Source organism: Oligosphaera ethanolica (genome assembly GCF_030814695.1).
GTDB classification, from domain to species: Bacteria; Verrucomicrobiota; Lentisphaeria; order Oligosphaerales; family Oligosphaeraceae; genus Oligosphaera; species Oligosphaera ethanolica.
The window spans coordinates 2,066,262-2,092,771 of record NZ_JAUSVL010000001.1 but is presented as its reverse complement, the minus strand read 5'-3'; the positions used below and the strand labels follow the sequence as shown (position 1 = coordinate 2,092,771).

The following is a 26,510-nucleotide window of genomic DNA, read 5'->3' as shown; positions in this document are numbered from 1 at the left end:
GGAAGGGTCATTGACCCTTCCCGCCCCCTCGCGCTCCCCCACCTATCCCTTTTCGGCACGGAGGAGAGCATAGGAACATAAAGAACTGCGCGGCGCAACGGCCAAGCGGTCTCCCTGTCCATCGCGTCCATCAGGCCCCTCGTGTCTATTCAGAACAGCGCCATGAGGGCGTCGGCGAAAAGCTTCATGCCGAAGGCGTTGGGGTGATTGATGGCGTTGAGCATGAGGGTGCTGTAGGGGATGCCCTGGCGCCAGAGGCGGCCGTAGCGCAGTGACCCGTCGGCGAGGGCGATGTTGTTCTGCTGAGCGAAAATGCGCAGGCCCTTGACGTAGCGGCGGGGATCCTCGTCGATATCTTTTTCGCGATTGAGGCCCATCCAATCGGGGCGGACATAGTGCGGCGTGAGGATGATCCACTCGGCGCCAATGCCCTTGAAATCCGCCAGCAGTTTTCCGTAGCGCTCATAGACCTGCTCTTCGGTCATAAAGGCGTCGTTGACGAATTCGGAGACGATCAGGTCGGGTTTGAGGTCCAGCACCTTCTCCTGGTAGTTTTTCGGGCTGCCGGGTTTTTCATTGAGATAGCTGGAGGTATTGCGCCCGCCCCACGCCTCGGTGAGCATCTCGATCTGCGCTTTGGGGAAGCGCTCACGCAGGCGGGCGAGAAACTGCATCTGCCAGCGTTCGGTGTCGGGATTGGGCACGAAGGTGCCGACGGTGACACTGTCGCCCCAGGCGAGAATGCGGATGGGCTCGCCGGAACGCAGTTTGGCGATGGTCTTCGGCAGGAGCTGCTCGGCGACGGTCGGCGACTGCTTGGGTGGCTCGGGATAGGCCTGCTCCAGCAGCGGGAAGAGCTGGGCGTCGCCAAGTTTGTCCATGCGCCCGGCCAGCCAGACATTCGCCAGCCGGAGTTCACCCGCAGCCAGCGCCGGCGGCACGGGATTGGCAACGTGGCCGACGCCGCGGCGCAGTTGCAGCTGGCCATTGGCGTCGAGAATGACGCTGTCCAGGCGCGGCAGGCTGTATTGGTAGCTGCAGAAAACGGGCTGTTTTTCGCCGATGGCGCCATCCGGCAGGCGTCCGAAAGTGCCCCAGTCGGAAGCAAACTCGTAGTCCTTGCCACGCACGAAAAGCGGCGACTGCTCGTCGGCGCCGGCGCGCAGCACCAGCGTTTCGGGTATGAGCATGTTCCGTGCGGTGCATTCCTGCGCGAGCACGCCACGGAGCTTGTTGCCGCGGCCATAGCCGGGCTTCTTCTCGTCGTAGATGGCCAGCTGGCCATGCTTTTCGGCGATTACCGTCACCGTTTCCACGGACTCAATGGTGAATTCCGCGCGCTTGCCGGCGGCCTCCACCGCAATGCGCCAGTCGCCGATCACGGTCATCTTCGCGGGACTTTCGGCGGCGCCAAGCGCCACGGTCATGCTTACCATCGCGGTCAATGCCATTGTCTTCATGCGGTCCTCCATGCCTGGACAGGCTGACTCATATCCGTTTTTGAGGGAAAAAACACTGCGCAGGAAAATAACCGCTCTGGGCATTTTCGCAATGCCGGCCGGCCGTGGCGTTGGGCGCGTGGTGTTATCAGCCCTTGAGTTTATCGACGATCATGCGGCCGACCTTTTGGCCAGAGAGGAGCATGCCGCCGAAGATGGGTCCCATGCGGTAGCCGCCGGCGGTGTTATTGGCGCTCATGCCGCAGGCGTAGAGCCCGGGGAAGTACTCGCGGGTATTGGTGACGGTTGACGCCTCGCCGCTATCCACCCACATGGGCTTTTCGCCGAGGATTTTGCCGGTTTCGGTGTTCAGCTTGATCTGGGCCTTTTCGGTGGCCAGGCGGATGATCTCGCTGGGATGGCCGGTGCCGTCGACCACCACGCTGGCGATCACCGTCAGCGGATCGACGTGCATCTGCAGGCGTTCCACCGGCGTCCAGTTGATCACCAGGCCGTTGACTTTGCCTTCCTTGAAGACGATGTCCTCGACGCTAATCGAGTTGAATATCTTCGCGCCGGCTTTGAGAGCGCCGAAAATCAGCCCGCTGGCCATTTCCACGGAGTCGAGGGTGTAATAGCCGTCGGCGTCGGCAATGGGCTTATAGCTGATGTTGAAGTCGTCGAGGATGGCTGTCGCGCTGTCTTGGACCACGACCTCGTTGAAGAGCATGCCGCCGCCCCAGGTGCCGCCACCCGGCGCAAGTTTGCGCTCGAAAATGGCCGTTTTGAAGCCGTTGCGGGCGATCTCGCGGGCCGCGACCAGCGCCGACGGGCCGCCGCCGACCAGGGCGACGTCGATATTCAGATAGTCATCCAGCTTGCCGCAGAAGCTCCGGACGATGGCGGATGAAATGACATTCTCGATAGACATGGTGCAGTCCTTTCCCAGTTGGTGGCCGTAGCCGTGACAGTGGGGTGCCGGAAAGGGACTGCCGCTTGCAGCAGCGCAAATGCCTGGCTGTGTGATTAATAACAGTCATTGTGGCCTTTCCTACGCCGGAATTACCCGGATCAGGTTCAGAGGGTATGATCTCAGCAACGGCCAACTCGGCCGAAGCACCCCAAAAGTGCCATAAATATAGTCCCTAAAACGCCATGCGAAAGCCCCACGGCATGCCCCGAGGCCAGGGAAATGCGGTGGGGCCCACGGTCGGGAGACGGACGGGACTGATTGGGAACATGCGCGTACGTGAGTGTAAGCCTGTCCACCAAGTCCACTATGTCCACGATGTCCACTATGTCCACTGCCTCGCACAGACTGCCCGAGGAGCCGGCCTCAGGCGATGTTGCGTGCGAGAGGGCTCCTGGTGGCAGTTTTACCCCTTGACGACCTTCTCGACGTCGATGCCGGGAATGCCGAAGTAGGACTGGCCGAGTTCGCAGCCGGCCTGGAGCAGTTTGATTTGCAGATCCTTGCGGTCGACTTTGCGCGGCGCGATCTGTTGTTTGAGGGAGAGCGCGGCGGCGGTGCCGGCGGCCTGGCCCATGTTGAGGCAGGTCAAGACCAGGCGGCAGCCGGCCTGAGCCATGAATTCCGAAGACAGGCAGCGGCCGGCCACCAGCAGGTTATCCATGCTCTGCGGCACCAGCGAGCGGTAGGGGATGGAGCTGGGCAGGGTCTTGCGCTGGAAGGCGTCGCCGCCGCGGCCGAAGCCGTCGGTGATGACATCGAAACCACCGGGAGGCGCCCAGGAGCCGGTTTTGCCGTGGGTAGAGACATAGCAGGTCTTGCCGTCGATCTGGATTTCGGCCCATTTGATATTGCCGGGGCCATCGGGGTTATGCAGATCGTAATGGTGGCCAGTGAGACAGACGGTGTCTTCGAAGGTCTGGGCGCGAGCAAAATCGATGGTTTTAAGCACGTATTCGCCGAGGACGCGGCGGCTTTCGCGCACGCCCAGAAGCGTACCGGTGTCGATCAGGTAGCTGTTTTCATAGCCGGGAACGCATTTCTTGATGAACTTCGACAGGATGTCGGCCTGCGTGCGGCCTTCGAGGTACATGCGCGTGAGGTCTTTGGCCGACAGTGGCTGGCAGTTCCGGGAGTGGGCGAAGCACATGCTGATTTCGTCTTTGCCGCAGTGCTGCGGGCGGCCGGGTACGTGCGTGACCCAGTTCAGGTGGTTGTCAATGGGGTAGGGCAGATCGCCCTCGGCGACGGCCTTTTCGATGAGCTTGATCCAAGTCGGGTCGTTCTTCTTCAGGTCCGAGTTCTGGTAGGCGTCCCAATCCACGCCGCCGAGGCGGAATTCCAGTGAACATGCCTGGTGCTTGCCGTCGCTGGGACGGCCGGACAGGCATTCGCAACCGGCGAAGAAGGCGATGTCGGCATCGCCCGTGCAATCAATGACGCGTTTGGCGAGAATGGCCTGGCGACCAGATTTGTTCTCAATGACCACGCCGCGAACCGCGCCGTTTTCAACGATGGCGTCTACCGCGTGGGATACCAGCAGGAGCGTCACGCCGGCCTCGACCACCATGCGGTCCAGGATGAGTTTATGCTTTTCCGGGTCGGAATTGCGGTGCCAATGGCCGTTGACTTCGTCCAGGCGGGCGAGCATTTCCTTGCTGATGCCAGCCGCGAAGTCCAGCGGGATATTCACCAGGCCGACTGTCGCCAGCCCGCCCAGGCACGACTCGCGCTCGACCAGCATGGTCTTGCAGCCCTCACGCGCCACCGCCACTGCCGCGCCAAAACCCGCCATGCCGCCGCCGCAGACTAACACGTCGAACTCGCCAAAACAGGGCAGGGAACGCTGCGGATCAATGATCTGGCCATTCTGCATACTCAGGGAAATCATGGTACACTCCTTGTTTGCCGCTACTTGAGAAACACAACGGGAAGGAAAAGGTCACGCCGGCCGGCTCAGGACGGCCGCGATTGCGCAAAACGCACAATGGCGGCCTGCGCTGCGGCCGCGTCGTCATAGATGCTGATCGCCTCATTGGCGCAGCTGTCATAACACACACCGCAGTGCCGGCACTGGTCTTGGATAATTTCTGCGCGGACGTCGTCAACAATGCGAATGGCTTTTGCCGGGCAGGCCCAGTAACACGCATCGCAGAGCTTGCAACCGCGGTCAATGACGTAGTACTTCATGATGACGCTCCATTCTGTTGCTGCACCGCACAGCCCGCAGCCATCGTTGCTGCGGTGGCTGCGACTGTTTCGTCGTCGTCTTCGTCTTCGTCGTCGTCTGCTGATCGGACTGATCGGTCCGATCGGTCCGCGAAAGAAACCGTCGGTCCGCGAAAGAAACCGTCGATCCGCTGGTCCGTCCGTTCTCTGGCCTGTGATAACAGTAGTACTTGCCGTGGGCTGTCACCAGTTACAAAAAGCGCTATAGTATTGACCGATTCCGCTATAATCAATGGATATCATCAATGCCCACTCTCGCATCAATTGAAGCGCATTTACAGGCCTTCGAGTCCTTGGCGGGCTGTCGTCTCTGCGTGCACGACCACGCGCGGTTGTTCACGGGTAGTGACGGCCAGCGCACTATCGGCTTCAATCGCGGGTCGCATCGCGTCACCCACGCCATCTGCGGGGCGACTGAGCGCGAGCTCTGCCTGGAAAATTGCATGCATCGCCTGAATCGCCGCGTCGAGCGCCGGCATGAGCGCTGTTTCCTGAAACGTTGTCCCCGTGGCACCATCGAGGTCGTGGCGCCGCTGTATCGCGGCGGCAATCACGTCGGCACGCTCTTTGCGGGCATGTGGGGCGCCACGCATAGCCACGCGGGCCACGGCCTGCCGCCAGCGGCACGGGTCGAGTTGCAGCGCCTACAGCTTATCCTGCCGATTTTTGCTGATGGGCTCCTCGACCTCTGCCTCCGTCGGGAAGAGCCCGTCGCGCAGGAGAACAGCCGCAAGAGCGAGATACATGACTACATCAGCAGCCACTGCCGCGGCGCGCTCAGTCTGCCGGATCTTGCGGCGCGCCTGGGCCTTTCGCCGTCGCGGGCGGGCCATCTGGTCAAGGAGCTCTTCGGGGAGACCTTCGTCGACCTGGTCGCGCGCGAACGGCTGCTAACCGCGCGGCATTTCCTGGTCAATTCCGATTACCGCATGAAAGAGATTGCGCAGCTCTGCGGCTTGGGCAGCGCCGAGCATTTCAACCGGCTTTTCCGCCAGCGGGTCGGGCTGACTCCCGGCGAATACCGCCGGCGCCATCGCAATACGCTCATCTGAGAGCTGGGCGCCGAAAGCGGGCTGCGCTCAGGCGTCGCGCCCGGCGAGCACAGTCGCAAGCGTGCCAATGACCTCGGCCGGCGTGATGCTGCGCAGGCAGCAATAGCGCTCGTCGGGCGAGCACAACGGGCATTCACGCCGGAAGCAGGGTCGGCAGGGCACAGACGCCAGCACCAATTGCCACGGCGCGCCCAAGGGGCCAGTGCCAACGGGGTCCGTTGAGCCGAAAATGCCTACGCCGGGCGTGCCCAGCGCTGCCGCCAGGTGCATGGCACCGCTGTCATTGGCGACCACGGCGTCCGCCGCCGCCAGCACGGCCATCAGCTCGGCGAGGCTGGTCTTGCCCGCGAGATTGATAGCGCCCGGCGCCGCCTCGGCAACCGCCGCCGCCACGGCAGCTTCCTTGCCGGTGCCCACCAGCAGCACCCGGCCACCGCAGCCGTGGTGCCAGGCCGCCAGCTCCCGGAAAGACTCCATCGGCCACTGCTTCGCCGGCCCGTAGGCCGCGCCCGGCGCCAAGGCCAGCCAGCCCGGGCCGCTCACGCCCAGCGACTCCGCCACTCCGGGCTTGACCTCCAGGCGTGGACAGGCGCTGTCCAGGCGTACCGGCCCGAAAGCCGATAACAATTCGAGATAGTAGGACAGCTGATGGCACCTGCCGACATTTTCGCCGCGAGGCCATTCGCGCTGCGCGTGGGTCAGCAGCAGCGACCGCAGCCGGCCGCTCCGGCCGACCCGCAGGGGCAAGGAGCACTGCCACAGGTCCATGGCCGAGCCAAAGGAATTGGGAAAGATGACGCCGACGCCGAGCTTGAGCGCCTTCACCTGCGCAATTTCTGCTGCGCTGATGCGCTTGCCGGCCATGCTGATTACGCCGTCAACCCAGGGGCAGGCCGACCACAGCGGCGCCAGAAAGGCCGGCGCCAGCACCTGCAGGCGCGCGCCTGCCGGCAGCAGCTGCCGCAGTTGCCAGGCCGCCGGCAGCGTCATCAAGCAGTCGCCGAGCCAGTTGGTGGAACGCAACAACAGCCCGCCACGCCAGTCAATCGCCGCCGGAACCGGCCGCCGTGGCGCGCCCAGGTCAAGCAACATAGGCTGAAATACGCTGATTTGTGAACTCATGCTTTTCTTCAAATGGGGAACTAATAGTCGGCGCGAGAGGCGCTTGGCTTGGGCACACGAGTGCTTGCACGCGGCCTGGTTTACAGGCAATCCACCCAGGCGGTGGGAATAGGGCGGTCCTGGTAGGCGACGCGCATGGCGATATCCGGCCGCTGCATGTGCTCCAGGCAGTCGTGGGCGCAGCGCTCGACGAGGTCCAGGCGGTTGCATTCCTCGCTCATGTGGGCGAGGATGACATTGCGGGTATTTTCGGCGACAACATGCGTCAGCAGATCCCGCGACGCCTCGTTGCTCAGGTGGCCGTGACGGCCCATGATGCGCTGCTTGAGCGACCACGGACGCGTGGACGCGGCCAGCAGATTCATATCGTGGTTGCTTTCCAGCACCAGCGTGTCGCAGGCGCGCAGCTGGTATTCGACGATGGCGCTGACGTGCCCCATGTCCGTGGCAATGCCGATCTTCCGGTCGCCGCAGCGGATGACAAAACCGACGGGGTCATTGGCGTCGTGGGGAATGGAAAACGGCTCCAGCACGAAACGGCTGATGCTGAAACTGCTGCCGGCCGCGAAGAGCGCCAGCTGCCCAATCTTATCGTCGCGCTGCCGCAGTACGTCCGCGCATTTGCGCGTCGCATAGATGGGCACGTCATAGTGGTTGGCGCAGACGCGCAGGCCGCGGACGTGGTCGTCGTGCTCGTGGGTGACGACGATGGCACGCAGCATGTCTTCGGGCAGGCCCGCTTCGGTCATGCGCCGGCGGGTGTCCTTGAGGCTGAAACCGGCATCGATAAGGATGGCGTCGCCGCCGCAGTGGACCAGCACGGCATTGCCTTTGCTGCCGCTGCCCAGCACGGTGACTCCGAGATGATTCTGACTGGATACCATAGTGAACAATTCTCAGGCGTTGGGGGCGTCATTCTTCATGGCCGCGAGCACGGCATCGGCGACACGCAGGCTGATGGCGTTATCGCCACCTAGCAGCAGCGTGCATTCGCGGATGCCGGCGACGACTTCGTCATGCCGGCTGCCGCCGGGGAGGATAGTGAGCAACGCCGGCGCGAGCTTTTCAGGCACGGCGTCATCTTGCAGGTACTCTTCGTAAACGCAGCGCTTGGTAACCAAATTGGCTATGGTCACAAAGGGCAGCTTGACCATGTGCTTCACAATGTGCCAGGTGACGGCGTTGAGCCGGTAGGCGACCACCAGCGGCAGGCCGAGGATGGCCGCCTCAACCGTCACCGTGCCGCTGGCAGCAAGACCCGCCGCCGCACGGCTCAGCCACTGGCGCGTCTCGCCAACGCTGTACTCCAGCGACAACGCAACCGGCAGCGGCGTGGCCGCTGCCAGGGATTTTGCCTGCTCCAGGCAACTCTGCCGGGGCAGGGGCACCATGAAATGCAACTCCGGCCGTGCTTGCTGCAGCTGCGCCGCCGTCCGCAGAAAATCCGGAAACAGCGCCTTGAGCTCGCTGCTGCGGCTGCCCGGCAGCAACAGCACCAAATTGGGATCACGCGGCGGCGGATCGCGCCGTAGCGGCGCGAGAATTTCCAGCAGTGGATGGCCGACAAAACTGGCGTCGAGGCCGGTGCCGGCATAGACCGCCGGTTCGAAGGGGAAGATGCAGAGCATTTTGTCCACATCGCGGGCAATACGGGGAATACGGCCCTTTTTCCACGCCCACACTTGCGGACTGATGTAATACACGACGGGTATGCCTGCGCGATGCAGGCGCTCCGCCAGGCGGAGGTTGAAACCGGGGTAGTCGATCAACACGACGGCCGCCGGCCGCTCGGCTATGGCCCGCGCGCTGACGTCGCGCAGGAGACGGATGAAAAAGCGGATGGACTTGAGCACCTCAATCAGCCCGACCACGCCGAGCTCGCTGGAGTCCACGAAGAGCTCCACGCCCGCGGCGCGCATTTGCTCGGAGCCCATGCCGCGCAGGCGCAGGTCCGGCCGGCGCTGCCGCAGCGCCTGGGCGAGATTGGCGCCATAGTTGTCGCCGGAGGCCTCGCCGGCGATAATCCACACGCAGGGACTGTCCGTGCTGCTGCTCATGGCTTCTTGCCGGCGTGGCCGTCGGCGTCGGTTTTGCGTTCGATGACGAACATCGCTTGTTCGGCGCTGATATTGTGATTGGGCTGGCCAAATTCCTCGACCTTGCCTTCCACGAGCACCCATGCCTGGCAGATGCGCACGTTGGCTTTGTTCACCCAGTCGAGAAAGTCCGTGATGCTGCAGAGGTGGATATTCGGGGTGTTGTACCACTCGTGCGGCAACGCGCTGGTCACGGGCATGCGCCCGCCAAGACTGAAGGCCAGACGCACGCTCCAGTGGGCAAAGTTGGGGAAGGACACAAACGAGCGCTTGGCGACCCGGAGCATGCCGTCGAGCACCTGCAGTGGCTCCTGCAGGGTCTGCAGGGTCTGTTCAAGCACGGCGTAGCTGAAACTCTGGTCTGGGACGACGCTCAGAATGTGATACAAGTCTTCATGGCAGACGGGCATGCCGCGCTCGATGCAGCGGACGACGGCGTCTTCGTTGGTTTCTACGCCCTGCACGCGGGCGTTGCGCTCGTAGACCAGTCGCACCAGCAATTCGCCATCGCCGCAACCCAGGTCAATGACGGTTTCGCCAGGCTGGACGATCTTGGCGATGATCGGGTCTTCCCAACGATGCGGCGCGTGGTTTTCATAGCTGCCCTTGCTCTGCTGGGCCTGCATGGTATTCTGAGCCTGCTTGAGCAGCTCGTCAAAATCGCTGTCAAAAGAACTGACGCCGATCTGCCGGAGGAAATCTTCAAATCCCGGCAGGATATCCAATGACTGACGTTTTTTGATCATGGCGTGCCTCCTTTGCCCTGGTCGGCGAGTCGTCTGGCGATGGTCGGCGAGAGGAGGAATGCGCGTAGCAGCTGGCCGACTTTGTCCGCTTCGACCAGGAATGCGTCATGGCCGTAGTTACTCTTGACTTTCACATAAGTCACGGGTATGCGATTCTGCATCAGCGCTGATACGAAAGTCTTGCTTTCTTCCGGCGGGTACAGCCAATCGGAGGAGAAGGACACCACCATGACCTCGGCGCGAATGCGCGAACAGGCATTGACCAGATCGCCGTCGCCCCACAGCGCCGCCGCGTCGTAGTAATCCATGGCGCGGGTGATGTACAGGTAGCTGTTCGCGTCAAAACGCTCCACAAAGGACCGGCCTTGATAATTCAGATAGCTCTCGACCGCGAATTCGGCGTTGAAACCGCCCTGTTCCGTGTGCTCATTCTGCACGCGGCGGCCGAACTTGGTATCCATGCCTTGGCCGGACAGGTAGGTGATGTGCGCGAGCATGCGCGCGGCAATGAGGCCTTCGTGCGGCGGCTTGCGCCCCTTGTCGTAGTAGTTGCCATTATTGAAATTGCCATCGTGCATGATGGCGTGGCGGCCGACGGCGTTGAAGCCCAGGCCCTGCGCGGGCAGTTTCGGCCCCGATGCCAGGACGATGCACTTGAGCACGCGGTCGGGAAAGGCCAGGGCCCATTCGAGGGCCTGCTGGCCGCCGAGGGAACCGCCGCAGACGGCGTAAAGCTGGCAGATGCCGAGCTTGTCCAGCAGCAGCGCTTCCATGCGCACCCAGTCGCCAACGGTCACAATCGGGAAATCCAAGCCGTAGGGCCTGCCAGTCGCGGGATTGCTGCTGCTCGGGCCGGTGGTGCCGTAACAGCTGCCGAGCACATTGGCACAGATGACAAAGAAGCGGTTGGTGTCAATGGCCTTGGTCGGCCCGACCACGTCGTCCCACCACCCCGGGCGTTTCTGACGCCAGGGCCGGAAGCTGCTCGATGCCGCCGCGTCCCAGCCGGCGACGTGCGCATCGCCCGACAATGCGTGGGTAATCAGGATGGCGTTGCTGTGATCGGGATTGAGTTCGCCGTAGGTCTCGTATTCGACCGTCATGGGCGCAAGGAACTTGCCGCTGTCAAGCCGGAAGGGATGCTTCTCATCCGCCAAGACCAGCTGCTTAGGCCGGGTCATGCCGACAGAACGAAGACTGTCCGGCGCGTCATAGGCCTTGCGTTTGGCGCTTGGCGTTGGCTTGTTAGCTGCGGCATTGGAGCTTTTCTCGGTGCGTTTGGGGGTGCTGCTGAAGGTCGTCTTCTCCATTGCTTGTGACCTTTTGCCCGGCAGGTGAGCCTGCACTCAGGCATACGAAAATCATAAAACTCGTAATATAGCACAATGCAACCATGGCGTGACCAACAACAAAACGGATTTTTGCGGAGAGGGCGCGCCGACCGGTCATCGGACCGATCATCGGACCGATCAGACCGATCGGACCGATCAAGTCGACGATCCGTCCGATCCGTCGGATCAGTCCGATCTGCCCGCGACAACAAGAAAGACAATCGGACCGATCAAGTCGACGATCCGTCCGATCCGTCGGATCCGTCCGATCCGTCCGCGACAAAAGACAGGAGACCCGCTTGATCCGCCCGCGAAGAAAAACCTTCCCCCCAAAAATAATCAGCGTGAATCTGCGTAATCTGTGGATAAAACAGCTCCTGCCCGCGCCGTCTAGCGTCCGAGTTCGGCGGAGCGTTTGCGGGCGGCGGTGACGACATCGCGCATCATGGCGCGGAACTCGTGTTGCGCCATGACGGTCAGGCCGGCGGCGGTGGTGCCGTTGGGCGAGGTCACGGCATCGCGCAGTTCATCGGGTGTGCCAAGGCGGCGGGCGAGCATTTCGGCGGCGCCGGCGATGGTCTGAATAGTCAGGTCCAGTGACAGAGTGGCGGGCAGTCCGGCTTCTTCGCCGGCGGCGGCCATGGCCTTGGCCATTTCGAAGACATAAGCCGGGCCGCTGCCGCTCAGGGCGGTGACGGCATCCAGCAGGGCTTCGTCCACCTGCCGGGCCAGTCCCAGCGCGCCCAGGATACGTCCGGCGAGGGCCGCTGCCGCGGCGTCGGCGTCGGGCCCAAGCGCGTAGGCGCTGGCGCCTTTGCCGACCATCAGTGGCGTATTCGGCATCACGCGAATGATGTTGCCCGTGCCGAACCATTGCTGCAGCTTGTTGATGCCAATGCCCGCGCAGATTGATATTACCAGCGCGCCCGGCCGAATGGGCATGAGCTCCGCCGCGACCGCCGCCGCCAGCTGCGGCTTCACCGCCAGCAGCAGCACGTCGGCGTCCGTAACCAGCGCCTGCGACGGCGCCTCGCAACGCACACCCGTCGCCGCCGTGAAGGCCTGTCGCGCCGTCGCGGAGATATCGCAGGCAAGCAGATCCGACACCGGCAGCAGCTCATTCTTGACAATGCCCGTGGCCAGAGCCGTGGCCATTTTTCCGGCGCCGATAAATAGCATCTTCATGTGTCCGTCGTCCTTTGTTGTTGCTCAGGGATTGCTGGTAAACAAACCGCGCCGCACGGCTTCGAAGAGGAACACCGTCGCGGCCTGCGCGGCATTGATGGACTCCGCGTGTCCGGGCATGGGTATGGTCACTCCCCGGCCGAGCTCGGGGTGGCTGATGCCATTGGCTTCGTTGCCGATGACCAGCCCGCAGCCGCGCAGGTCGAAGGCGTCCGCAAACAGCGTCGTGTCCGCTGCCGGCAGCGTGCACCACAGGCCACTGCCACCGAGCTGTCGCAGGTGCGCCGCCGCCGCCGCCAGGTCGTCAAATACCGGCAGGTCCAGGGCGAATTGCGCGCCCATGCCCGCTCGCACCACCTTCGGCGCATAGGGGTCGGCGCAGCCCTTGATCAGCCACACGCTGCGTAGACCGACGGCCCAGGCCGTGCGCAGGATGCTGCCCAGATTGCCCGGTTCGCAGACGCGGTCGAGGATGAGACAGAAGGGATCGGCCAGGGCCTGGGGCAGGGCGCATTCCACACGCCTCAGCACGCAGAGCAGCCCCTGGGGATTCTCGGTGTCCGTCAGCGCCGCGAAGTCCTGCTCGGACAACATTTCCGGCTCGCAGCCCGCCGCCACCGCCAGCGCCGCCATGGCCGGCCAGCGCGGCGACTGCTGCGCGCCGGCGCTGCAGAACAGCGCCTCCAGCCACTCGGGACGCCGCCGCAGCGCTTCTTCGCAGCAACGCCAGCCTTCGGCAATGAACGCGTCGCTTTTCTTGCGGCCGTGCCGTGTCTGCAGATTGGTCAAGAGCTTGCTGTGGCGTTTGTTTAACATCGAATCAATCGTGGCGCGCGGCGGGCGCTGCCGCCGCTGCTGGTTGCCGCTGGCCTATTGGGGAATGACGTAGAACATGATGCTGACCCAGTGGCAGACGGTGCCACCCAGGACGAAGAGATGCCAGACGGTGTGCATGTAGGGCACCTTATCCAAGCAGTAGAAGATGACGCCGACGGTGTACACCACCCCGCCAACAATCAGCATCACCAGCCCCCCATAGGGCAGGCTCGCCCGAATGGCGCCAAAAGCGAAGACGATCAGCCAGCCCATCAGGAGGTAAATCGGCAGCGACGCGTAGGTCGCCCAGCGCGGCACTGCCACCTCGAAGAATATGCCCAGCGCCGCCAGGCCCCACACGATTCCGAACATCCACCAGCCAGTGGGGCCGTGTAGCGTCACCAGCGCGTAGGGCGTGTAGGTGCCCGCAATCAAGAGAAAAATCGTACTGTGGTCGAAAATCTGCCAAACGCGCTTGGCCTTCAGGCCCTTGACCAGATGGTACATCATGGAGCTCTTGTAGAGCAGGATGATCGTCGCTCCGTAGATGGCGCAGCTGGTCACATGCCAGGCATTGCCGTGCAGGGCCGAATAGACGCACATTAGGGTCAGAGCCACAATGCCGAAGATAATCCCGACCATGTGGCTGATGCCGTTGGCCACCTCTTCGGCGCGACTGCGGTGAAATAATTTTGCCAGTTGCTCCAAACGCAGGCGCTCGTCAGCGCCCACCATGACGCCGGCAGTCTGGCCATTCTTCTCGCTCATGTCTCTTACACTTTCTCTGCTACTACGTTGCGGTCTAGAAAAGCCCATGGACGCGGCCGGTTTCGGTATCGACGTCAATGCGGCGGAAACCCGGGTCCGATCCCGTCCCGGGCATAAGTTTGATATCGCCGGCGACAGGCACCACGAAACCCGCGCCTTGATAGATGAGGATGTCGCGCACCGGCAGCGTCCAGCCACGGGGGCGGCCTTTGCGCGCCGGGTCGTGGGACAGACTCAGATGCGTCTTGACCATGCAAGTGCCCAGGGCCTTGCTCGCCGGGTCAGCCGCCAGCGCCTGCAGTTTCTCCTCGGCAGCCGGCAGGAACTCGACGCCGTCGGCGCCATACACTTCGCGGGCAATGCGATCAATGCGGTCCCGCAGCGGCAGGTCGAGGTCGTAGAGAAAATGGAAGTCGTTGGGCTCGGCGGCGGCCGCCTCGACGGCCTCGGCCAGTTCCTGCGCGCCTTCGCCGCCCTTCAGCCAGTGCTCCGAACGCGCCGCGTAGGCGCCTGCTTGCTCAGCCAGGCGCTTCACCAGGGCGACTTCCGCCGCCGTGTCCGTGTAGAAGCTGTTGATGCATACCACCGGCCGCACACCGCTTTTCTGCACCGTCTCAATATGGGCCAGGAGATTCTCGCAGCCCTGCTCCAGCAGGCACAGATTCTCCCTGGTGTACACGTCGTCCAGCTTCAAGCCGGGCTTGACCTCCGGGCCGCCGCCGTGCATCTTCAGAGCCCGAATCGTCGCCACAATCACCACCGCGTCCGGCGTCAGGCCGGAGTAACGGCACTTCAGATTCCAGAATTTCTCGTAGCCTATGTCGGCGCCAAAGCCGCTTTCGGTGACGTGGTAGTCGCTGAGGCGCGTGCCGATCTTGTCGGCGATGACCGAGCTTTGCCCGATGGCGATATTGGCGAAGGGGCCCGCGTGGACGAGCATGGGCTGGCCTTCAAGAGTCTGCGCGAGCGTGGGGTCCAGCGCATCGACCATCCAGGCGCACATGGCGCCGGCGACTTCGAGGTCGCTGGTCGTTACCGGCCGCCCCGAGCGGTTGTTGGCCATGACCATGCGGCCAATGCGCTCACGCATGTCCGCGAGGCTGTCCGCCACCGCCAGAATCGCCATCAGTTCGCTGGACACCGCGATGGCAAAGCCCGAGTCCATCTCGTAGCCGTCCATCTTGCCGCCCTTGCCGATGGTGATATTGCGCAGGGACTGCGCGCAGAAGTCCATCACCCAGCGGCTCTGCACCCGCGCCGGATCAATGTCCAGCCGGCGCAGATTGCGCTTGGCCAGGGCCGCGTCGTCGTAGTTTTGCTCGTGCTGCATCCGCGCCGTCAGGGCCACCATCGAGAGATTGTGCGCGTTGACGATACGGTCGATGTCGCCAGTCAGGCCCATGGAAAAGGGCGTCAGGGGAATGCACTGCGCCAGACCGCCGCCAGCGGCGGAGCCCTTGATGTTGAACGTCGGGCCGCCGCTGGGCTGGCGGATGGCGCCAGTGACGCAGTGGCCGCGGCGCCCAAGCGCTTGTACCAGCCCGATCGTCGTGGTGGTCTTGCCCTCGCCGAGCGGCGTGGGCGTGATTGCCGACACGTTGATGTACTTGCCGCGGGGGCTGTTCGCCAGGCGTTCGCGCAGGCGCCGCTGGTCTATTTTCGCCAGCTGCCGCCCGATGGGTATGACTTCGTCGTCATGCAGGCCCAGCTCGGCGGCGAGCTGAGCGACGCTCTTCATGTCCGCTTCAGCGGCTTCAGCGATCTGCCAGTCGGCAAATTTGGTCGGATCCAATTTCATACTGCGTTGTCCTGCGGCTGTTGCTGGTTGTCTATCACGGATTGCTTGGCGCCCGCGCGCGGCCCAGGAAGGCGCGGCGCGAAAAAAATCACGGCTTGGGGAGGAACCACACGTTGCGGAATTGCACGGGATTGCCGTGGTCCTGCAGCGCCAGCGGGCCCTTGGCGGCTTCTTTGCCCATGGCGCCGCCGGTGGCCTTCGGCAGTTCCAGGCGGTCGTGAATCAGCACGCCATTATGGCGGACCGTCACCATCGCGTTGGCTGTCTTGTTGCCATCGGCGTCAAAGCGCGGCGCGGTGAAATCCACATCGTAGGTCTGCCACTGTCCGGGCGGCAGGCACATGTTTACCAGCGGCTTGCCCAGCTGGTAGATGCCCCCGCATTCGTTGTCCTTGCCGGCGAGGCCATAGCTGTCTAGTACCTGTATTTCGTAGCGGCCCTGCAGATAGACGCCGCTGTTGCCGCGGCCCTGGCCGCGCGCTTCAAACATGACCGGTGTGCGGAATTCCACGTGTAACGTGCCATCGCCGAATTCATAGTTGCTGACCATGCTGCCGCCCTTGGGGAGCAACTCAATCGTGCCGTCGTCCAAGAGCTTCCAGCGCTCGCCGCTGGGCTGGCGGTTCTCCACCAGCTGCCAGGTCGCTCCCGCCGGGTCGCTCTCCGGCGCAAAAGCCTGCACCGCCAACGCCATGCCGCTCTTGCCGGCCTGCGTATAGGGGCCGGAGACGTCCCAGGCGAGGATCGCGCCGTCCGACGCCATCGGCACGCCTTCCGGCTGTAGACGATAACGCAGCCCGGCCAGCGGCCGGCCCTGCAGATCAACCACGCGCGCTTGCGCCGACCAGTCGCCGCCACCCTGCAGCACTTTCAGCATCAAGACGTTCTCGCCGGCGCGCAGTGACAGCTCAACGCGGTCTTCGTCCGCCGTCAACGGCCGCGGCACGGCTTTTTCGTACACTTTTTCGCCGTTGAGAAAGACCACGATGCCGTCGTCGCTGCCGCAGCGCAACAGCGCCTGGCAGGGCGCGTCGACGATCAGACTGTTGCGCAGATACGCAGCGCAGTTCGCGCTTTTTGCCAGGCTCTTGTTGAGGTCGACGACCCCGCCGGCGCGACGGGGACTGCGCAGACCGATCAGGCCTTTGTCGCCACCGATGATCATTTCCGCCCCGGCCGGCGCGGCCAGCCCGAGCGTGGGCGATTCCAGGCGATACGGCTGCAAATCCAGCTCACCGATGGCCGTCGCGCCGCGGAAGGTGCCGGCGGCGATGGCCGCCTGGCTGTCGCCGAATTGCACGCGCTGGCCGTCGAGCTTGCCGCGCAGGACCAGCAGGGGCTTCTCGGGCACTGGCTGGGTGTAGATGCTCTCAAGGATGTTCGCCTGGTACTCGCCTTTGCCCCAGTTGATCACTTGCGCGAACACCGTGCGCGTGGCGCCGTCCGGCGCCTTGAGAGTGCCGCGCCAGTCGCCCATGAAGTCCTTGCCGTGGGTGGTTATGCCCAAGGCTATTACCGCCAACATGACCAAGCCATACCAACGCTGTTTTGTGCACATCCGAATACCCTCCGTTTGTCTTTGCCGCATAGCCCGATGGTCGCGATTGCCGCAGCGGCTCATCACGCGACTGCCTGTCAGTTCATGATGTCCAAGCCGATGTCCACTGCGGGCGCGCTGTGGGTCAGGGCGCCGACACTGATGTAATCCAGGCCCATACCGCGCAGCCGCGGCAGGCGCTCCAGGGTGATATTGCCGCTGGCTTCCAGGCGCGCACGGCCGCGCACCAGCTTGATGGCCTCGACCATCTCGGCGTCGCTCATGTTGTCCAGCAGAATATACTCCACGCCGGCGTCTGCGGCTGCGGCGACGTCGTCCATGCTGTCGGCTTCGACCTCGATTTCCAAACGCGGGTATTTGGCGCGGCAGGCGCGCACGGCGCGGGCGATAGAGTCCGGCCCGGCGTACTTGGCCATCTCGCGGTGGTTGTCCTTGATCATGATGCGATCGTAGAGGCCGATGCGGTGATTCTGGCCGCCGCCAGTAACCACGGCGTATTTTTCCAGCATGCGCATGCCCGGCGTGGTCTTGCGCGTGTCGAGTATCTTCGTGTGCGGGTCGTCAAGCGCCAGCACGTACTGCCGCGTTAGCGTGGCGATGCCACTGAGGCGCTGCAGGATGTTCAACGCGGTCCGCTCGCCCGTCAAGATCGCCCGGGCATTGCCAATCACCGTCGCCATGCGCGTCCCGGGCGGACAGAGCTCGCCCTCCTTGACATACTCCATGAAGACCAGCTTGCGGTCAAGCTCGCCAAACAGCGCCCGCACCACGGGCAGGCCGGCGCAGACGCATTCCTTGCGGGCGACAAAATGCGCCTCGGTCTCCAGGCCTTCCGGCACTACCGCCAGCGTGGTGGCGTCGCCGCTGCCGACGTCCTCGGCCAGCGCCGTCCGGCAGAAATTCTGCAAATGGGCTTCGTTGAGCTGCATGACTACTGCTCCTTCGTGCGATTGAATTGAATAATGGATATCACCGCCAGCATGGCCGCCAGCTGCGCCATGATCAGCAGGATGCCGCTCGGCGGCAGCCACAACAGCGTCAGCGCACCGGCGCCGCCAATGAAACACAAGAGGCAGACCAGCAGCACCGCCGAGGGCCGCGACAATCCCAGCTGCACAAAGCGATGCGATATGTGCCGGTTGTCGCCGACGTAGATCGGCAGGCCCGCCCGCAGACGGATGCACACCACCGCCACGGCGTCAAACAGGGGCAGCAGCAGCACCAGCAGCGGAATCAGCAGCGGCGCCGGCGTCGGGCTCTCGCCAGGCACGTAGAAGGTCGTCAGCGCACCCATGACGCCCAGACCGTAGCCGAGGAAGTGGCTGCCGCCATCGCCCATGAAAATGCGCGCCGGCGGCGCATTGTGCAGCAGAAAACCCGCGCTGACGCCGCTGGTCACCGCCGCCAGCATCGCCACGAAGTGCTGACCACGTATCGCCGCGATGAAGAGCAGAAAGAACGCCGCGATCATCGCCGTCCCGCCAGCCAGGCCGTCCATGTTGTCAAAGAAATTGAGCGCGTTGATGACGGTCATAATCCACAGCGTCGTCACCAGCCAGTTCACCACCGGATTGGGCCCCAGGCAGGTCACCCGCACGCCAAGCCACGCCGTCACCCCCGCAATCAGCGCCTGGCCAAGAAATTTTGGCAGTGCCTTCATGGCCTTGCGGTCGTCGAGGATACCCAGCGCGGTGATGGCTACCGATCCAGCCATGATCACCAGCAACGGGCCCTTCACGCTGGCGATGCCAGGCAGAAAACGCCGGATGTCCTCGCCCATCACGGCCGGCATGATTCTCACGGCGACGATACCGCCGCCGATGACGGCCAGCCAGGCCAGGCACATGCCCAAACCGCCCAGCACCGGCGTGGCCTGGCGGTGGTTCTTGTGCGCCTCGTTCTTGGGCTTGTCCACAAATCCCCAGCGCGGCGCCAGCCAGCGGCAACACCAAGTCGCCAGCCACCCGAGCAGCGCGGCCGCCAGCCATGCCATGAGATAGAGAAGATGCCAGCTCATTAGCGTTCCTTACGCGTTGTGAACAGTCGTTGGGTGGTGTCGATCGGCGGTGCCGGCCGCAGCGATCGGAGCAGGGGCTTCGTCCGCGCCAGGAACGGCCTGAGACCACATGGCCAGCAGTTCGTCGGGCACCCGGGTGGGCCGCAGGCTGCGCAGGTCAATGACGGCGTGCACGGTGTGGCCCGTCGCCAGCAGCTGGTCGCCCCGGCAGACACGGCAATTCACCTGTAGGCGCACGCCGCGGACCCACGCCAGCTCGGCGCGAATCGTCAGCACATCGTCGTAACGCGCCGGCGTCTTGTAGTCGATCTGGGCGCTGACGACCGGCAGGCCCAGCTGTCGTTGTTCGAGTTCCTTGTAGGTCAGGCCCATGGCGCGCATCAGCTCGTTGCGCGAACGCTCAAAATATACTAGGTAGTTCGCATAGTAGACTACGCCCATCTGATCCGTGTCCGCATAGGGCACCCGGTATTCCAGCTGGCCAAACCACTGCGCGCTCATGGACGGTCCTCCACAGCTATGCGGGCCAAGAGCGCCTCAATGACGGCATCCTGATCCAGGCCGTCCGTCATCAGCACCCGCGCATCCGCCGCCGGCTTGAGCGGCGCCGTCGCCCGCGTGGAGTCAATGCGGTCGCGCTCGGCAATCTCAGCAGCGACCGTCGCCAGCGTCGCTCCGTCGGCGACTTCGCCCTTCTGCAAAAAACGCCGGCGCGCGCGCTCTTCGGGCGATGCCGTGACGAAAAATTTGTACTTGGCGTCAGGGAAGATCACCGTGCCGATGTCGCGCCCTTCCATGACAATCACGCCGAGCGCTCGGCATTCGCGCTGGCGGGACAGCATCCACGCCCGCACGGCGGGTATCTGCGCGATGTAGCTGACCACGGCGGCGACCTCCGGCGCGCGGATGTCGTCCTGCCGCACGGTCTCGCCATTGAAATAGAGCTGCAGGCCGCCATCGGCCGCCGGCCGGTAATGCATGTCCCACTGCGGCAGCAACGCGGCCACGCCGGCCTCGTCTGCCCGCGGATCGACGCCGGCCCGCAACACCGCCCAGGCCAGCGTGCGGTACATGTCGCCAGTGTTCACGTAGTAGCCGCCAAGACGCGTCGCTAATTTTTTCGCCGCCGTGCTCTTGCCAGCCGCCGCCGGGCCGTCAATCGCAATCTGCAACTGCTTGCATCCACCCGTCATGGCGCCGCGTCCTCCGCTACCGGCGCCGGCGCGGGCGCGGGCGCGGGCTCCGCCGCTTTGGCGGGCTCCGCGACCTGTTCGCTCCTGTCCTGGAACATCAGCTTGGCGCGCTGGTACAGCCGGTTGCTGTCAAAGAAAGTGATGTAGAGCATCAGGCCAATGAGCAGAAAAGCAAAGACATTCTGGATGATGCCGAGGAATTTCGCCGGCAGGCGCCGCCGCGTGACGCCCTCAATTGCCGCGAAGACAATGTGGCCGCCGTCCAAGATGGGCAACGGCAGGAGGTTGATCAGCGCCAGGCTGAAGGATATCAGGATGATGAAAGACAGGCCGCCACGGATGCCCTCTAGCTTCAACTTGTACCAGAGCATCATGACGATGCCCAGCGGGCCACTCATGTGCTCCACTTTCACTTGCGCGCGATTCGCCGGCAGCTCTTTGCCGCTCAGACGTGACGTCAGCGGCGAAAACAGCAGCCCAAGCGTACGGCCAGTGGTACTGACGACCTCCGTGAATTGCGCCCAGGGCGAGGGATGGCCAATGACCTTCGGGACGTTGTCCGACAGGGTCAGCCCCACAAAATGGATGGTCTTGCCATTGATCTCCCGCGGCACGGCCGCAAGACCGCTCAGCTCCACGTCGCTGCCATTGCGCTCAAGCAGCAGCGTCAGCGGCGCACCGCGAGTTTCGCGCACGAGCTCGGTGAACATCGCGCTGTCGGTGATGTCACGGCCGTTGGCTTTTTTGATGCGGTCGCCCTGACGGATGCCGGCGGCGTGCGCGGGCATGTCCCGCACGACCGCCTCGACAATCACGGTGAAAACTACGCCGAGCTGCTCCATGCCGATGTCGCGGTCGCCCACGCGCGCCGGCAGCTCCATACCTGCAATCTCCAGCTCGCTCCGCTTGCGGTTCACCAGCAGCCGCACCGGCTGCCCGGCCAGGGTCTGAACCTCCTCCAGGAACATGCGTGCGCTGGTGATGGTCTTGCCGTTAATCGCCAGCAACTGGTCGTCAGCCTGCAGGCCCGCCCGCGCCGCCGGACTGTCCGGCAACACCGCGCCGACAGCCACGGGATTGCGCGCCGTGAAAAAGGGCAGGCCGAGGTCTTCAACCCGTGGATTCGGCGCCGGCAAATAACGCAGATCGCGCTGCTGGCCATCGCCGCTGTCCACGGTCAGGGTCACCTCCGGCGTCTTGCTATAGACGTACTCTTTGGTCACTTCGTCAACGCCGCGGTTGAAAGGCTTGCCATTGACGGCGACAATGCGGTGGCCGGCGCGTAAGCCCGCCAGCCACTCGGGATTGGCTACCGGCGCAATCGTCAGCTCGACCGGGCCGTCCTTGCGCCGCACCGTCAGGGTCTGCGGCGGCGCATCGACCGGTATCTTCTCACAGAGCTCTTCCCAAGTCGCCTCAACCGGCTCGCCATTGAGGGCGATGATCGTGTCTTCGAACTTCAATCCGTCCTGGTACAGGGGCAGGGTCTGCGGCACCGATAATACCACGCAGGAATTCGCCGGCGTCGGTTCCCAGACGCCCACCCCCCACATCACTGTCGCCAGCGCAAAGCCAAAGAGGATGTTGAACAGGGGACCCGCAAACGCCGCTATCGCCCGCGCACTCGGTTTGCCCGCCGGCAGCGCCTCGCCAGTGCTGGTCTTCGGCTCGTCCGTCGGATCAAGCTGCGGCAACATCACATAGCCGCCAAAGGGCAGCATGCTCACCACAAACTCAACACCCCAGCGCTTGAAACCCCATAGGCGCTTGCCAAAACCAATGGAGAATTTCTCCACATGCAGCCCTCGCCATAGCGCGGCTAGCAAATGGCCAAACTCGTGGATGAAGACGCAAAAACCAAAAAAGAACGCTATGAAGATGATCTTCCAGATCATGCCAAATATGAACAATACGTTTTCCACGGGGCCTCCAAAGTCTGTGTCTGCGGGTGGCGATAACGCCTCTAGGACGTCCACACCGGCCCGTTGTTCCAAAACGGAAAATATACTTGGTAAAGGCCCTTTGAGCGAATTGTTCCGGCGAACAATGGACGCACTGGCCCATCACAGCTAATGTATAGGCTGTCCCCGGGCGGAACCGCCCCCGGCGCCTTCTCACCTCACCGCAGCAGGTCTTTCACGTCATGAAACTAAGCGTCATCATTCCGGCCTACAACGAGGCACAGACCATCGCCACCGTCATCGGCCAGGTCCGCGCCTGCGGCCTGCCCGACATTGAAATCATTGTCGTCAATGACTGCTCCAGCGATGGCACCCGCGAAATCCTCGAAGCCATGCCGCCGTCTGCCGACCTCAAAATCCTCCACCACGACCAGAACCAGGGGAAAGGCGCCGCTATCCGCAGTGCACAAAAAATGGTCACCGGCGACGCGGTCATCATCCAAGACGCCGACCTCGAATACGCCCCCACCGAATTTCCCGTCATGATCAGGCCCCTAATGGACAATAAGGCCGACGCGGTCTTCGGCAGCCGCTACTCCGGCCGCGAAATCCTCGTGGATACGTTCTGGCACTACTTCGGCAACAAGGTCCTCACCGCCATCTCCAATATCTGCTCGAATCTCCATCTCACCGATATGGAGACCTGTTACAAGATGATCCGCGCCGATCTCTTCACCAGCTTCACCCTCGAATGCAACCGCTTCGGCTTCGAGCCCGAAATCACCGCCAAACTCGCCCGCCGCCGCGCCCGTATCTACGAGGTGCCCATCGCCTACCAGGCCCGTTGCTACGACGACGGCAAGAAAATCGGCTGGCGAGACGGTGTCGCCGCTATCTGGTACATCATCAAATACAATTTGCTCAGTCGCGACTGAAGAGACGCTCTATCACATGCCCCAGTCTTTCCTGCAACTCCAAGGCGTTTCTTTCCGCTATGAACGCGCGACTGAACCCATTCTGGCTGACGTATCGGCATTCTTCCCCCCCGGCTGGACTGGCGTGGTCGGCGCCAACGGCGTGGGCAAAAGCACCCTGCTGCAACTCTGCTGCGGTCTGCTCAGTCCGCAGTCCGGACTGATCCGCAGCTCAGGCGACTGCTGCTATTGCCCGCAACGTACCGACCACTGCCCCACTGATCTCGCCGCGCTTCTGGCCGACTACAATCGCGAAGCTATCCTCATCTGCAGCCAGCTGCGCCTGGAAGACGACTGGCCCGACCGCTGGCCGTCCCTCAGCCACGGCGAACGTAAACGCGCCCAAATCGCCGTCGCCCTCTGGCAAGACCCCGCCGTGCTCGCCCTCGATGAACCTAGCAACCACATCGACAGCGACGCCCGCGAGATGCTCATGACCGCCCTGCGCGCGTTCCGCGGTGTCGGCCTCCTCGTCAGCCACGACCGCGACATGGTCGATACGCTCTGCAGTCAGTGCCTCTTTATTGACCCGCCAAATGTCGCCATGCGACCCGGCGGCGTTACCCAGGGCCTACAGCAGTCGGGTATCGAACAACAAGACGCCCGCCGCAACGACGACCACGCCAAGCACGAACTGCAACGCCTCAAACGCGAACAGCAACGCCGCCGCGAACTCAGCGAACAATCCGCAAAAAAAGGCTCCCGCAGCAGCGTCGCCGCCAAAGACCACGACGCGAAAGACAAAATCGCCCGCGCTAAGGTCAGCGATAAGGACAGCGCCCAAAACAAAGGCCTGCGACAAATGAGCGGGCGCCTCCGCCAAGCCGAAGAACGCCGCCAAAGCAGCGGCGTCAAAAAGGTCTATGAGATGGGCATCTGGCTCGAAAATGGCGGTTGCTCCCAACGCGCCGCGCTGCTCCGCCTCGAACCTGGACACATAGACATCGCCAGCGACCGCATCCTGGCCTTCCCCGAACTCAGTATCGCCCCGCAGGACCGCATCGCGCTCACCGGCCCCAATGGCAGCGGCAAAAGCAGCTTCATCCGCCACGTGCTGCCGCTACTCAAGGTCGAGCCCGAACACCTCGTCGTCGTTCCCCAAGAAATCAGCGCGGAAGCCTGTCGCGATATCATCCGCGAGGTCGCCGCGCTCCCCAAAGAACCACTCGGCCAGCTGATGACCATCGTCAGCCGCCTCGGCTCGCGCCCCCAGCGCCTCCTCGAAAGCAGCGAGCCCAGCCCCGGCGAAATCCGCAAGATCCTCCTCGCTCTCGGTATCTGCAAAACGCCCCACCTGATCATTATGGACGAGCCCACCAACCACATGGATATCCCCAGCATCCAATGTCTCGAAGAAGCTCTCGCTGAATGCCCCTGCGCACTACTCCTCGTCAGCCACGACCGCCGCTTCCTCGACGCTGTCACCACCCGACACTGGCATATCGCCCGCACTCCGCAAGGCGGCGCTATCACCCCGCAGTAGGGGCCGACCTACTATGAAACCCGTTGCCTGGTTAGGTGCCGTTCACAAATTACGTTTACACATTGCAGTACAAACGCTCTTTCATGTCATACCTTGTCGACGGCCAACATTTCCCTGGCCGCGAAGCGGCAAGCGCCCTGGCCGCGAAGCGGCAAGCGCCCTGGTCGCGAAGCGGCAAGCGCCCTGGAGGGGCGCTGTCATCGTAGCCCAGGGCAAGCGACGCCGCAGGCGGAGCGCCGCCCTGGGTAGCGCGCCCTCTACGCTCGTGTTCCTCGGCCTCTTTGGTCCCAGTCGGCGTAGCTGACTGGGACCAAAGAGGCAATGGAACCTCACTAGCTTGCCTGGGGTTGACGTCGGCGGCATGTCGGGCATCCAATATCAATGACTCCTATGAAACCCGCTGCCGCAAAGGACGGCGGAAATCAAGGTCGAATGGCTGGGCAGCGCTTGGCCGTGAATTTCCTGCAAATTGTCCCCGGTGTTTTCCCCACCGGGGTGGTTACTCCTATGAAACCGATGCTCTTCATGTAGCGGTATCCATGGCACTTGTTGTTTCAACCAAGCAGCCTTTTCTCGTCGTGCATTTCCGCCGCGAAGCGGCAGAAGCGCTGAAAGCGCGAAATATGATAGCCCAGGGCAAGCGACGCCGCAGGCGGAGCGCCGCCCTGGGTAGCGCGCCCTCTACGCTCGTGTTCCTCGGCCTCTTTGGTCCCAGTCGGCGTAGCTGACTGGGACCAAAGAGGCAATGGAACCTCACCTTTTTTTGTTTGCGCTATCGCACGCTTTCAGCGTGCCTGGGTATAGATGTAAACGTAATTATCGAACAGCCCCTTAGCCTCCCATATGTGCGGCGACTGGCCGTGGGTTTCCTGCAAATTGTCCCCGGTGTTTTCCCCACCGGGGTGGTTACTGACCGATGTCGTCACTTCGCCTGCGCACCCCTTTCGCTCAAAAATTCCATCATCACCAAATAAGGAAGGTTAAAAAAACAAAAAAATCATATAATCGAATTGAATATCATGCAAATTAGTCCATTATATGCCCAGGAAGAGAAAATGCCTGCAACAGTATCATGCATAACCATGCATGTTTAGTGCATGACATGCGTGTAACCGGCAAAAGCACGGAGGAGCAGAACACATGGCAGAGGCAAGTGCTGGCAGTACCTTCCCAGAACCCGCAAACGACATTGTCTTCGATGGCCACATTACCCCGGATTTGGCCCGGCTCCTGCGGCAAAAAAGAAAATCCCTGGACCTGAGCCTGAGAGAGTTAAGCCCTCTCCTCGGCATCAGCTGGTCAACTCTCCAAAAGTGGGAAACCGGCCAAATCAACACCTGCCGCCCGCAACACGGCGTCATCCTCACGTCTTTTGTCACTGGTAAACTCGACGCCGGCCTCCCTTCCGCCAAGCCTTCCGCAAAAGCCCCCGCTTTCACTTCCGATCAGTCCGTATTGCTCTACGTGCAAACCCAGAACAACCGGGCAGTGATTGCACTACCGGCAAGAAACGGCACTGCTTGCGCAAACGCTTTCCAGTCCGTCTTCAACTACATCAACGACCAACTCCAGGCAATCCATAACGCCGCCAAACAACCGCACGCCGTCGTCCTGCCTGAACCAGGCGCCCCAATTACCCCGGTCATAACGGCTAAGTCTCCGTCTCCGTCCGCCCCAGCGGACCAAAGTCCCCCGCCGACAGCAGCGGGCCCAAACCCTCCACCGGCAGCAACGGATATAAACTCCTAAAAGAGCCAATAATTGCCTGTGTGAAAGACACGCGCGCCACCGTCCTCAGTCCCATCGCGCGCCCCGTTTCCCGGCCGTGGTGC

Annotated in this window: 26 protein-coding genes and 1 riboswitch; of the genes, 5 read left to right on the top strand and 21 right to left on the bottom strand. The window is 62.9% G+C overall.

Going from position 1 to position 26,510, the window contains the following annotated elements; all coding sequences use genetic code 11:
• Positions 1 to 149 precede the first annotated feature (149 nt).
• The 4 genes from J3R75_RS07060 to J3R75_RS07045 form a co-directional block, all read right to left on the bottom strand.
• Positions 150 to 1,460 carry an SGNH/GDSL hydrolase family protein gene (locus J3R75_RS07060; RefSeq protein ID WP_307260777.1) on the bottom strand — a complete coding sequence of 437 codons (1,311 nt, stop codon included), beginning with the start codon at positions 1,458 to 1,460 and terminating at the stop codon, positions 150 to 152.
• Positions 1,461 to 1,587: 127 nt separating this feature from the next.
• Positions 1,588 to 2,370, bottom strand: coding sequence for a sulfide-dependent adenosine diphosphate thiazole synthase (locus J3R75_RS07055; protein ID WP_307260776.1), 783 nt, complete (start codon positions 2,368 to 2,370; stop codon positions 1,588 to 1,590).
• A gap of 102 nt (positions 2,371 to 2,472) precedes the next feature.
• Positions 2,473 to 2,573, bottom strand: a riboswitch (TPP riboswitch).
• Positions 2,574 to 2,815: 242 nt separating this feature from the next.
• Positions 2,816 to 4,300, bottom strand: coding sequence for an FAD-dependent oxidoreductase (locus J3R75_RS07050; RefSeq protein WP_307260775.1), 1,485 nt, complete (start codon positions 4,298 to 4,300; stop codon positions 2,816 to 2,818).
• Between the two features lie 65 nt (positions 4,301 to 4,365).
• Positions 4,366 to 4,599: a ferredoxin family protein gene (locus tag J3R75_RS07045; protein ID WP_307260774.1), complete on the bottom strand. Its 234-nt coding sequence runs from the start codon at positions 4,597 to 4,599 to the stop codon at positions 4,366 to 4,368.
• A gap of 284 nt (positions 4,600 to 4,883) precedes the next feature.
• On the opposite strand from J3R75_RS07045, the gene J3R75_RS07040 reads away from it, so the two are divergent.
• The gene (locus J3R75_RS07040; protein ID WP_307260773.1) at positions 4,884 to 5,690 is read left to right on the top strand and encodes a helix-turn-helix domain-containing protein; all 807 of its coding nucleotides are present in this window, start codon (positions 4,884 to 4,886) and stop codon (positions 5,688 to 5,690) included.
• Between the two features lie 27 nt (positions 5,691 to 5,717).
• Here the strand turns inward: J3R75_RS07040 and waaF are convergent, their stop codons facing one another.
• The 5 genes from waaF to metX all read right to left on the bottom strand — a co-directional run bounded on the left by waaF (position 5,718) and on the right by metX (position 10,964).
• Complete coding sequence (gene waaF, locus J3R75_RS07035) at positions 5,718 to 6,812, bottom strand: lipopolysaccharide heptosyltransferase II (RefSeq protein ID WP_307260772.1); 1,095 nt, start codon at positions 6,810 to 6,812, stop codon at positions 5,718 to 5,720.
• An 80-nt stretch (positions 6,813 to 6,892) separates the two neighbouring features.
• Positions 6,893 to 7,696 (bottom strand): MBL fold metallo-hydrolase, encoded by an 804-nt coding sequence (locus J3R75_RS07030; RefSeq protein WP_307260771.1) that lies wholly within the window; start codon positions 7,694 to 7,696, stop codon positions 6,893 to 6,895.
• 12 nt (positions 7,697 to 7,708) lie between these two features.
• The gene (lpxB, locus tag J3R75_RS07025; protein WP_307260770.1) at positions 7,709 to 8,869 is read right to left on the bottom strand and encodes a lipid-A-disaccharide synthase; all 1,161 of its coding nucleotides are present in this window, start codon (positions 8,867 to 8,869) and stop codon (positions 7,709 to 7,711) included.
• The gene (metW, locus tag J3R75_RS07020; protein ID WP_307260769.1) at positions 8,866 to 9,654 is read right to left on the bottom strand and encodes a methionine biosynthesis protein MetW; all 789 of its coding nucleotides are present in this window, start codon (positions 9,652 to 9,654) and stop codon (positions 8,866 to 8,868) included. Before metW ends, lpxB begins: the two co-directional genes overlap by 4 nt.
• Positions 9,651 to 10,964 carry a homoserine O-acetyltransferase MetX gene (metX, locus tag J3R75_RS07015; RefSeq protein ID WP_307260768.1) on the bottom strand — a complete coding sequence of 438 codons (1,314 nt, stop codon included), beginning with the start codon at positions 10,962 to 10,964 and terminating at the stop codon, positions 9,651 to 9,653. The genes metW and metX overlap by 4 nt, the downstream gene beginning before the upstream one ends.
• Before the next feature lie 88 nt (positions 10,965 to 11,052).
• On the opposite strand from metX, the gene J3R75_RS07010 reads away from it, so the two are divergent.
• A complete protein-coding gene (locus tag J3R75_RS07010; protein WP_307260767.1) occupies positions 11,053 to 11,343 on the top strand; it encodes a hypothetical protein in 291 nt (96 codons plus the stop codon).
• 32 nt (positions 11,344 to 11,375) lie between these two features.
• Here the strand turns inward: J3R75_RS07010 and proC are convergent, their stop codons facing one another.
• The 10 genes from proC to J3R75_RS06960 all read right to left on the bottom strand — a co-directional run bounded on the left by proC (position 11,376) and on the right by J3R75_RS06960 (position 22,242).
• Positions 11,376 to 12,170 (bottom strand): pyrroline-5-carboxylate reductase, encoded by a 795-nt coding sequence (proC, locus tag J3R75_RS07005; protein ID WP_307260766.1) that lies wholly within the window; start codon positions 12,168 to 12,170, stop codon positions 11,376 to 11,378.
• Positions 12,171 to 12,194: 24 nt separating this feature from the next.
• Positions 12,195 to 12,986, bottom strand: coding sequence for a TrmH family RNA methyltransferase (locus tag J3R75_RS07000; protein WP_307260765.1), 792 nt, complete (start codon positions 12,984 to 12,986; stop codon positions 12,195 to 12,197).
• Between the two features lie 54 nt (positions 12,987 to 13,040).
• Entirely contained in the window at positions 13,041 to 13,754 is a 714-nt protein-coding gene (gene trhA, locus J3R75_RS06995; protein ID WP_307260764.1) for a PAQR family membrane homeostasis protein TrhA, read from the bottom strand.
• 34 nt (positions 13,755 to 13,788) lie between these two features.
• Positions 13,789 to 15,552 carry a formate--tetrahydrofolate ligase gene (locus tag J3R75_RS06990; protein ID WP_307260763.1) on the bottom strand — a complete coding sequence of 588 codons (1,764 nt, stop codon included), beginning with the start codon at positions 15,550 to 15,552 and terminating at the stop codon, positions 13,789 to 13,791.
• Positions 15,553 to 15,640: 88 nt separating this feature from the next.
• Complete coding sequence (locus J3R75_RS06985) at positions 15,641 to 17,110, bottom strand: 3-keto-disaccharide hydrolase (protein ID WP_307260762.1); 1,470 nt, start codon at positions 17,108 to 17,110, stop codon at positions 15,641 to 15,643.
• A gap of 77 nt (positions 17,111 to 17,187) precedes the next feature.
• On the bottom strand, positions 17,188 to 18,039 hold the full coding sequence (nadC, locus tag J3R75_RS06980) for a carboxylating nicotinate-nucleotide diphosphorylase (protein ID WP_307260761.1): 852 nt from the start codon (positions 18,037 to 18,039) through the stop codon (positions 17,188 to 17,190).
• A 2-nt stretch (positions 18,040 to 18,041) separates the two neighbouring features.
• The gene (locus J3R75_RS06975) at positions 18,042 to 19,127 is read right to left on the bottom strand and encodes an MraY family glycosyltransferase (protein WP_307260760.1); all 1,086 of its coding nucleotides are present in this window, start codon (positions 19,125 to 19,127) and stop codon (positions 18,042 to 18,044) included.
• A gap of 9 nt (positions 19,128 to 19,136) precedes the next feature.
• Entirely contained in the window at positions 19,137 to 19,628 is a 492-nt protein-coding gene (locus J3R75_RS06970) for an acyl-CoA thioesterase (RefSeq protein ID WP_307260759.1), read from the bottom strand.
• A complete protein-coding gene (gene cmk, locus J3R75_RS06965) occupies positions 19,625 to 20,320 on the bottom strand; it encodes a (d)CMP kinase (RefSeq protein WP_307260758.1) in 696 nt (231 codons plus the stop codon). The genes J3R75_RS06970 and cmk overlap by 4 nt, the downstream gene beginning before the upstream one ends.
• On the bottom strand, positions 20,317 to 22,242 hold the full coding sequence (locus J3R75_RS06960; RefSeq protein WP_307260757.1) for a site-2 protease family protein: 1,926 nt from the start codon (positions 22,240 to 22,242) through the stop codon (positions 20,317 to 20,319). Before J3R75_RS06960 ends, cmk begins: the two co-directional genes overlap by 4 nt.
• 221 nt (positions 22,243 to 22,463) lie before the next feature.
• Between J3R75_RS06960 and J3R75_RS06955 the strand changes: the two genes are divergently transcribed.
• Both J3R75_RS06955 and J3R75_RS06950 read left to right on the top strand, forming a co-directional pair.
• A complete protein-coding gene (locus tag J3R75_RS06955; protein ID WP_307260755.1) occupies positions 22,464 to 23,156 on the top strand; it encodes a glycosyltransferase family 2 protein in 693 nt (230 codons plus the stop codon).
• 16 nt (positions 23,157 to 23,172) lie between these two features.
• Complete coding sequence (locus J3R75_RS06950; protein WP_307260753.1) at positions 23,173 to 24,678, top strand: ATP-binding cassette domain-containing protein; 1,506 nt, start codon at positions 23,173 to 23,175, stop codon at positions 24,676 to 24,678.
• Positions 24,679 to 25,056: 378 nt separating this feature from the next.
• Here J3R75_RS06950 and J3R75_RS06945 read toward each other — a convergent pair whose 3' ends face one another.
• Both J3R75_RS06945 and J3R75_RS06940 read right to left on the bottom strand, forming a co-directional pair.
• Entirely contained in the window at positions 25,057 to 25,236 is a 180-nt protein-coding gene (locus J3R75_RS06945) for a hypothetical protein (RefSeq protein ID WP_307260751.1), read from the bottom strand.
• Between the two features lie 227 nt (positions 25,237 to 25,463).
• Positions 25,464 to 25,604: a hypothetical protein gene (locus tag J3R75_RS06940; protein ID WP_307260749.1), complete on the bottom strand. Its 141-nt coding sequence runs from the start codon at positions 25,602 to 25,604 to the stop codon at positions 25,464 to 25,466.
• Between the two features lie 214 nt (positions 25,605 to 25,818).
• On the opposite strand from J3R75_RS06940, the gene J3R75_RS19845 reads away from it, so the two are divergent.
• Positions 25,819 to 26,427 (top strand): helix-turn-helix domain-containing protein, encoded by a 609-nt coding sequence (locus tag J3R75_RS19845; RefSeq protein WP_370882364.1) that lies wholly within the window; start codon positions 25,819 to 25,821, stop codon positions 26,425 to 26,427.
• Positions 26,428 to 26,510: the final 83 nt, after the last annotated feature.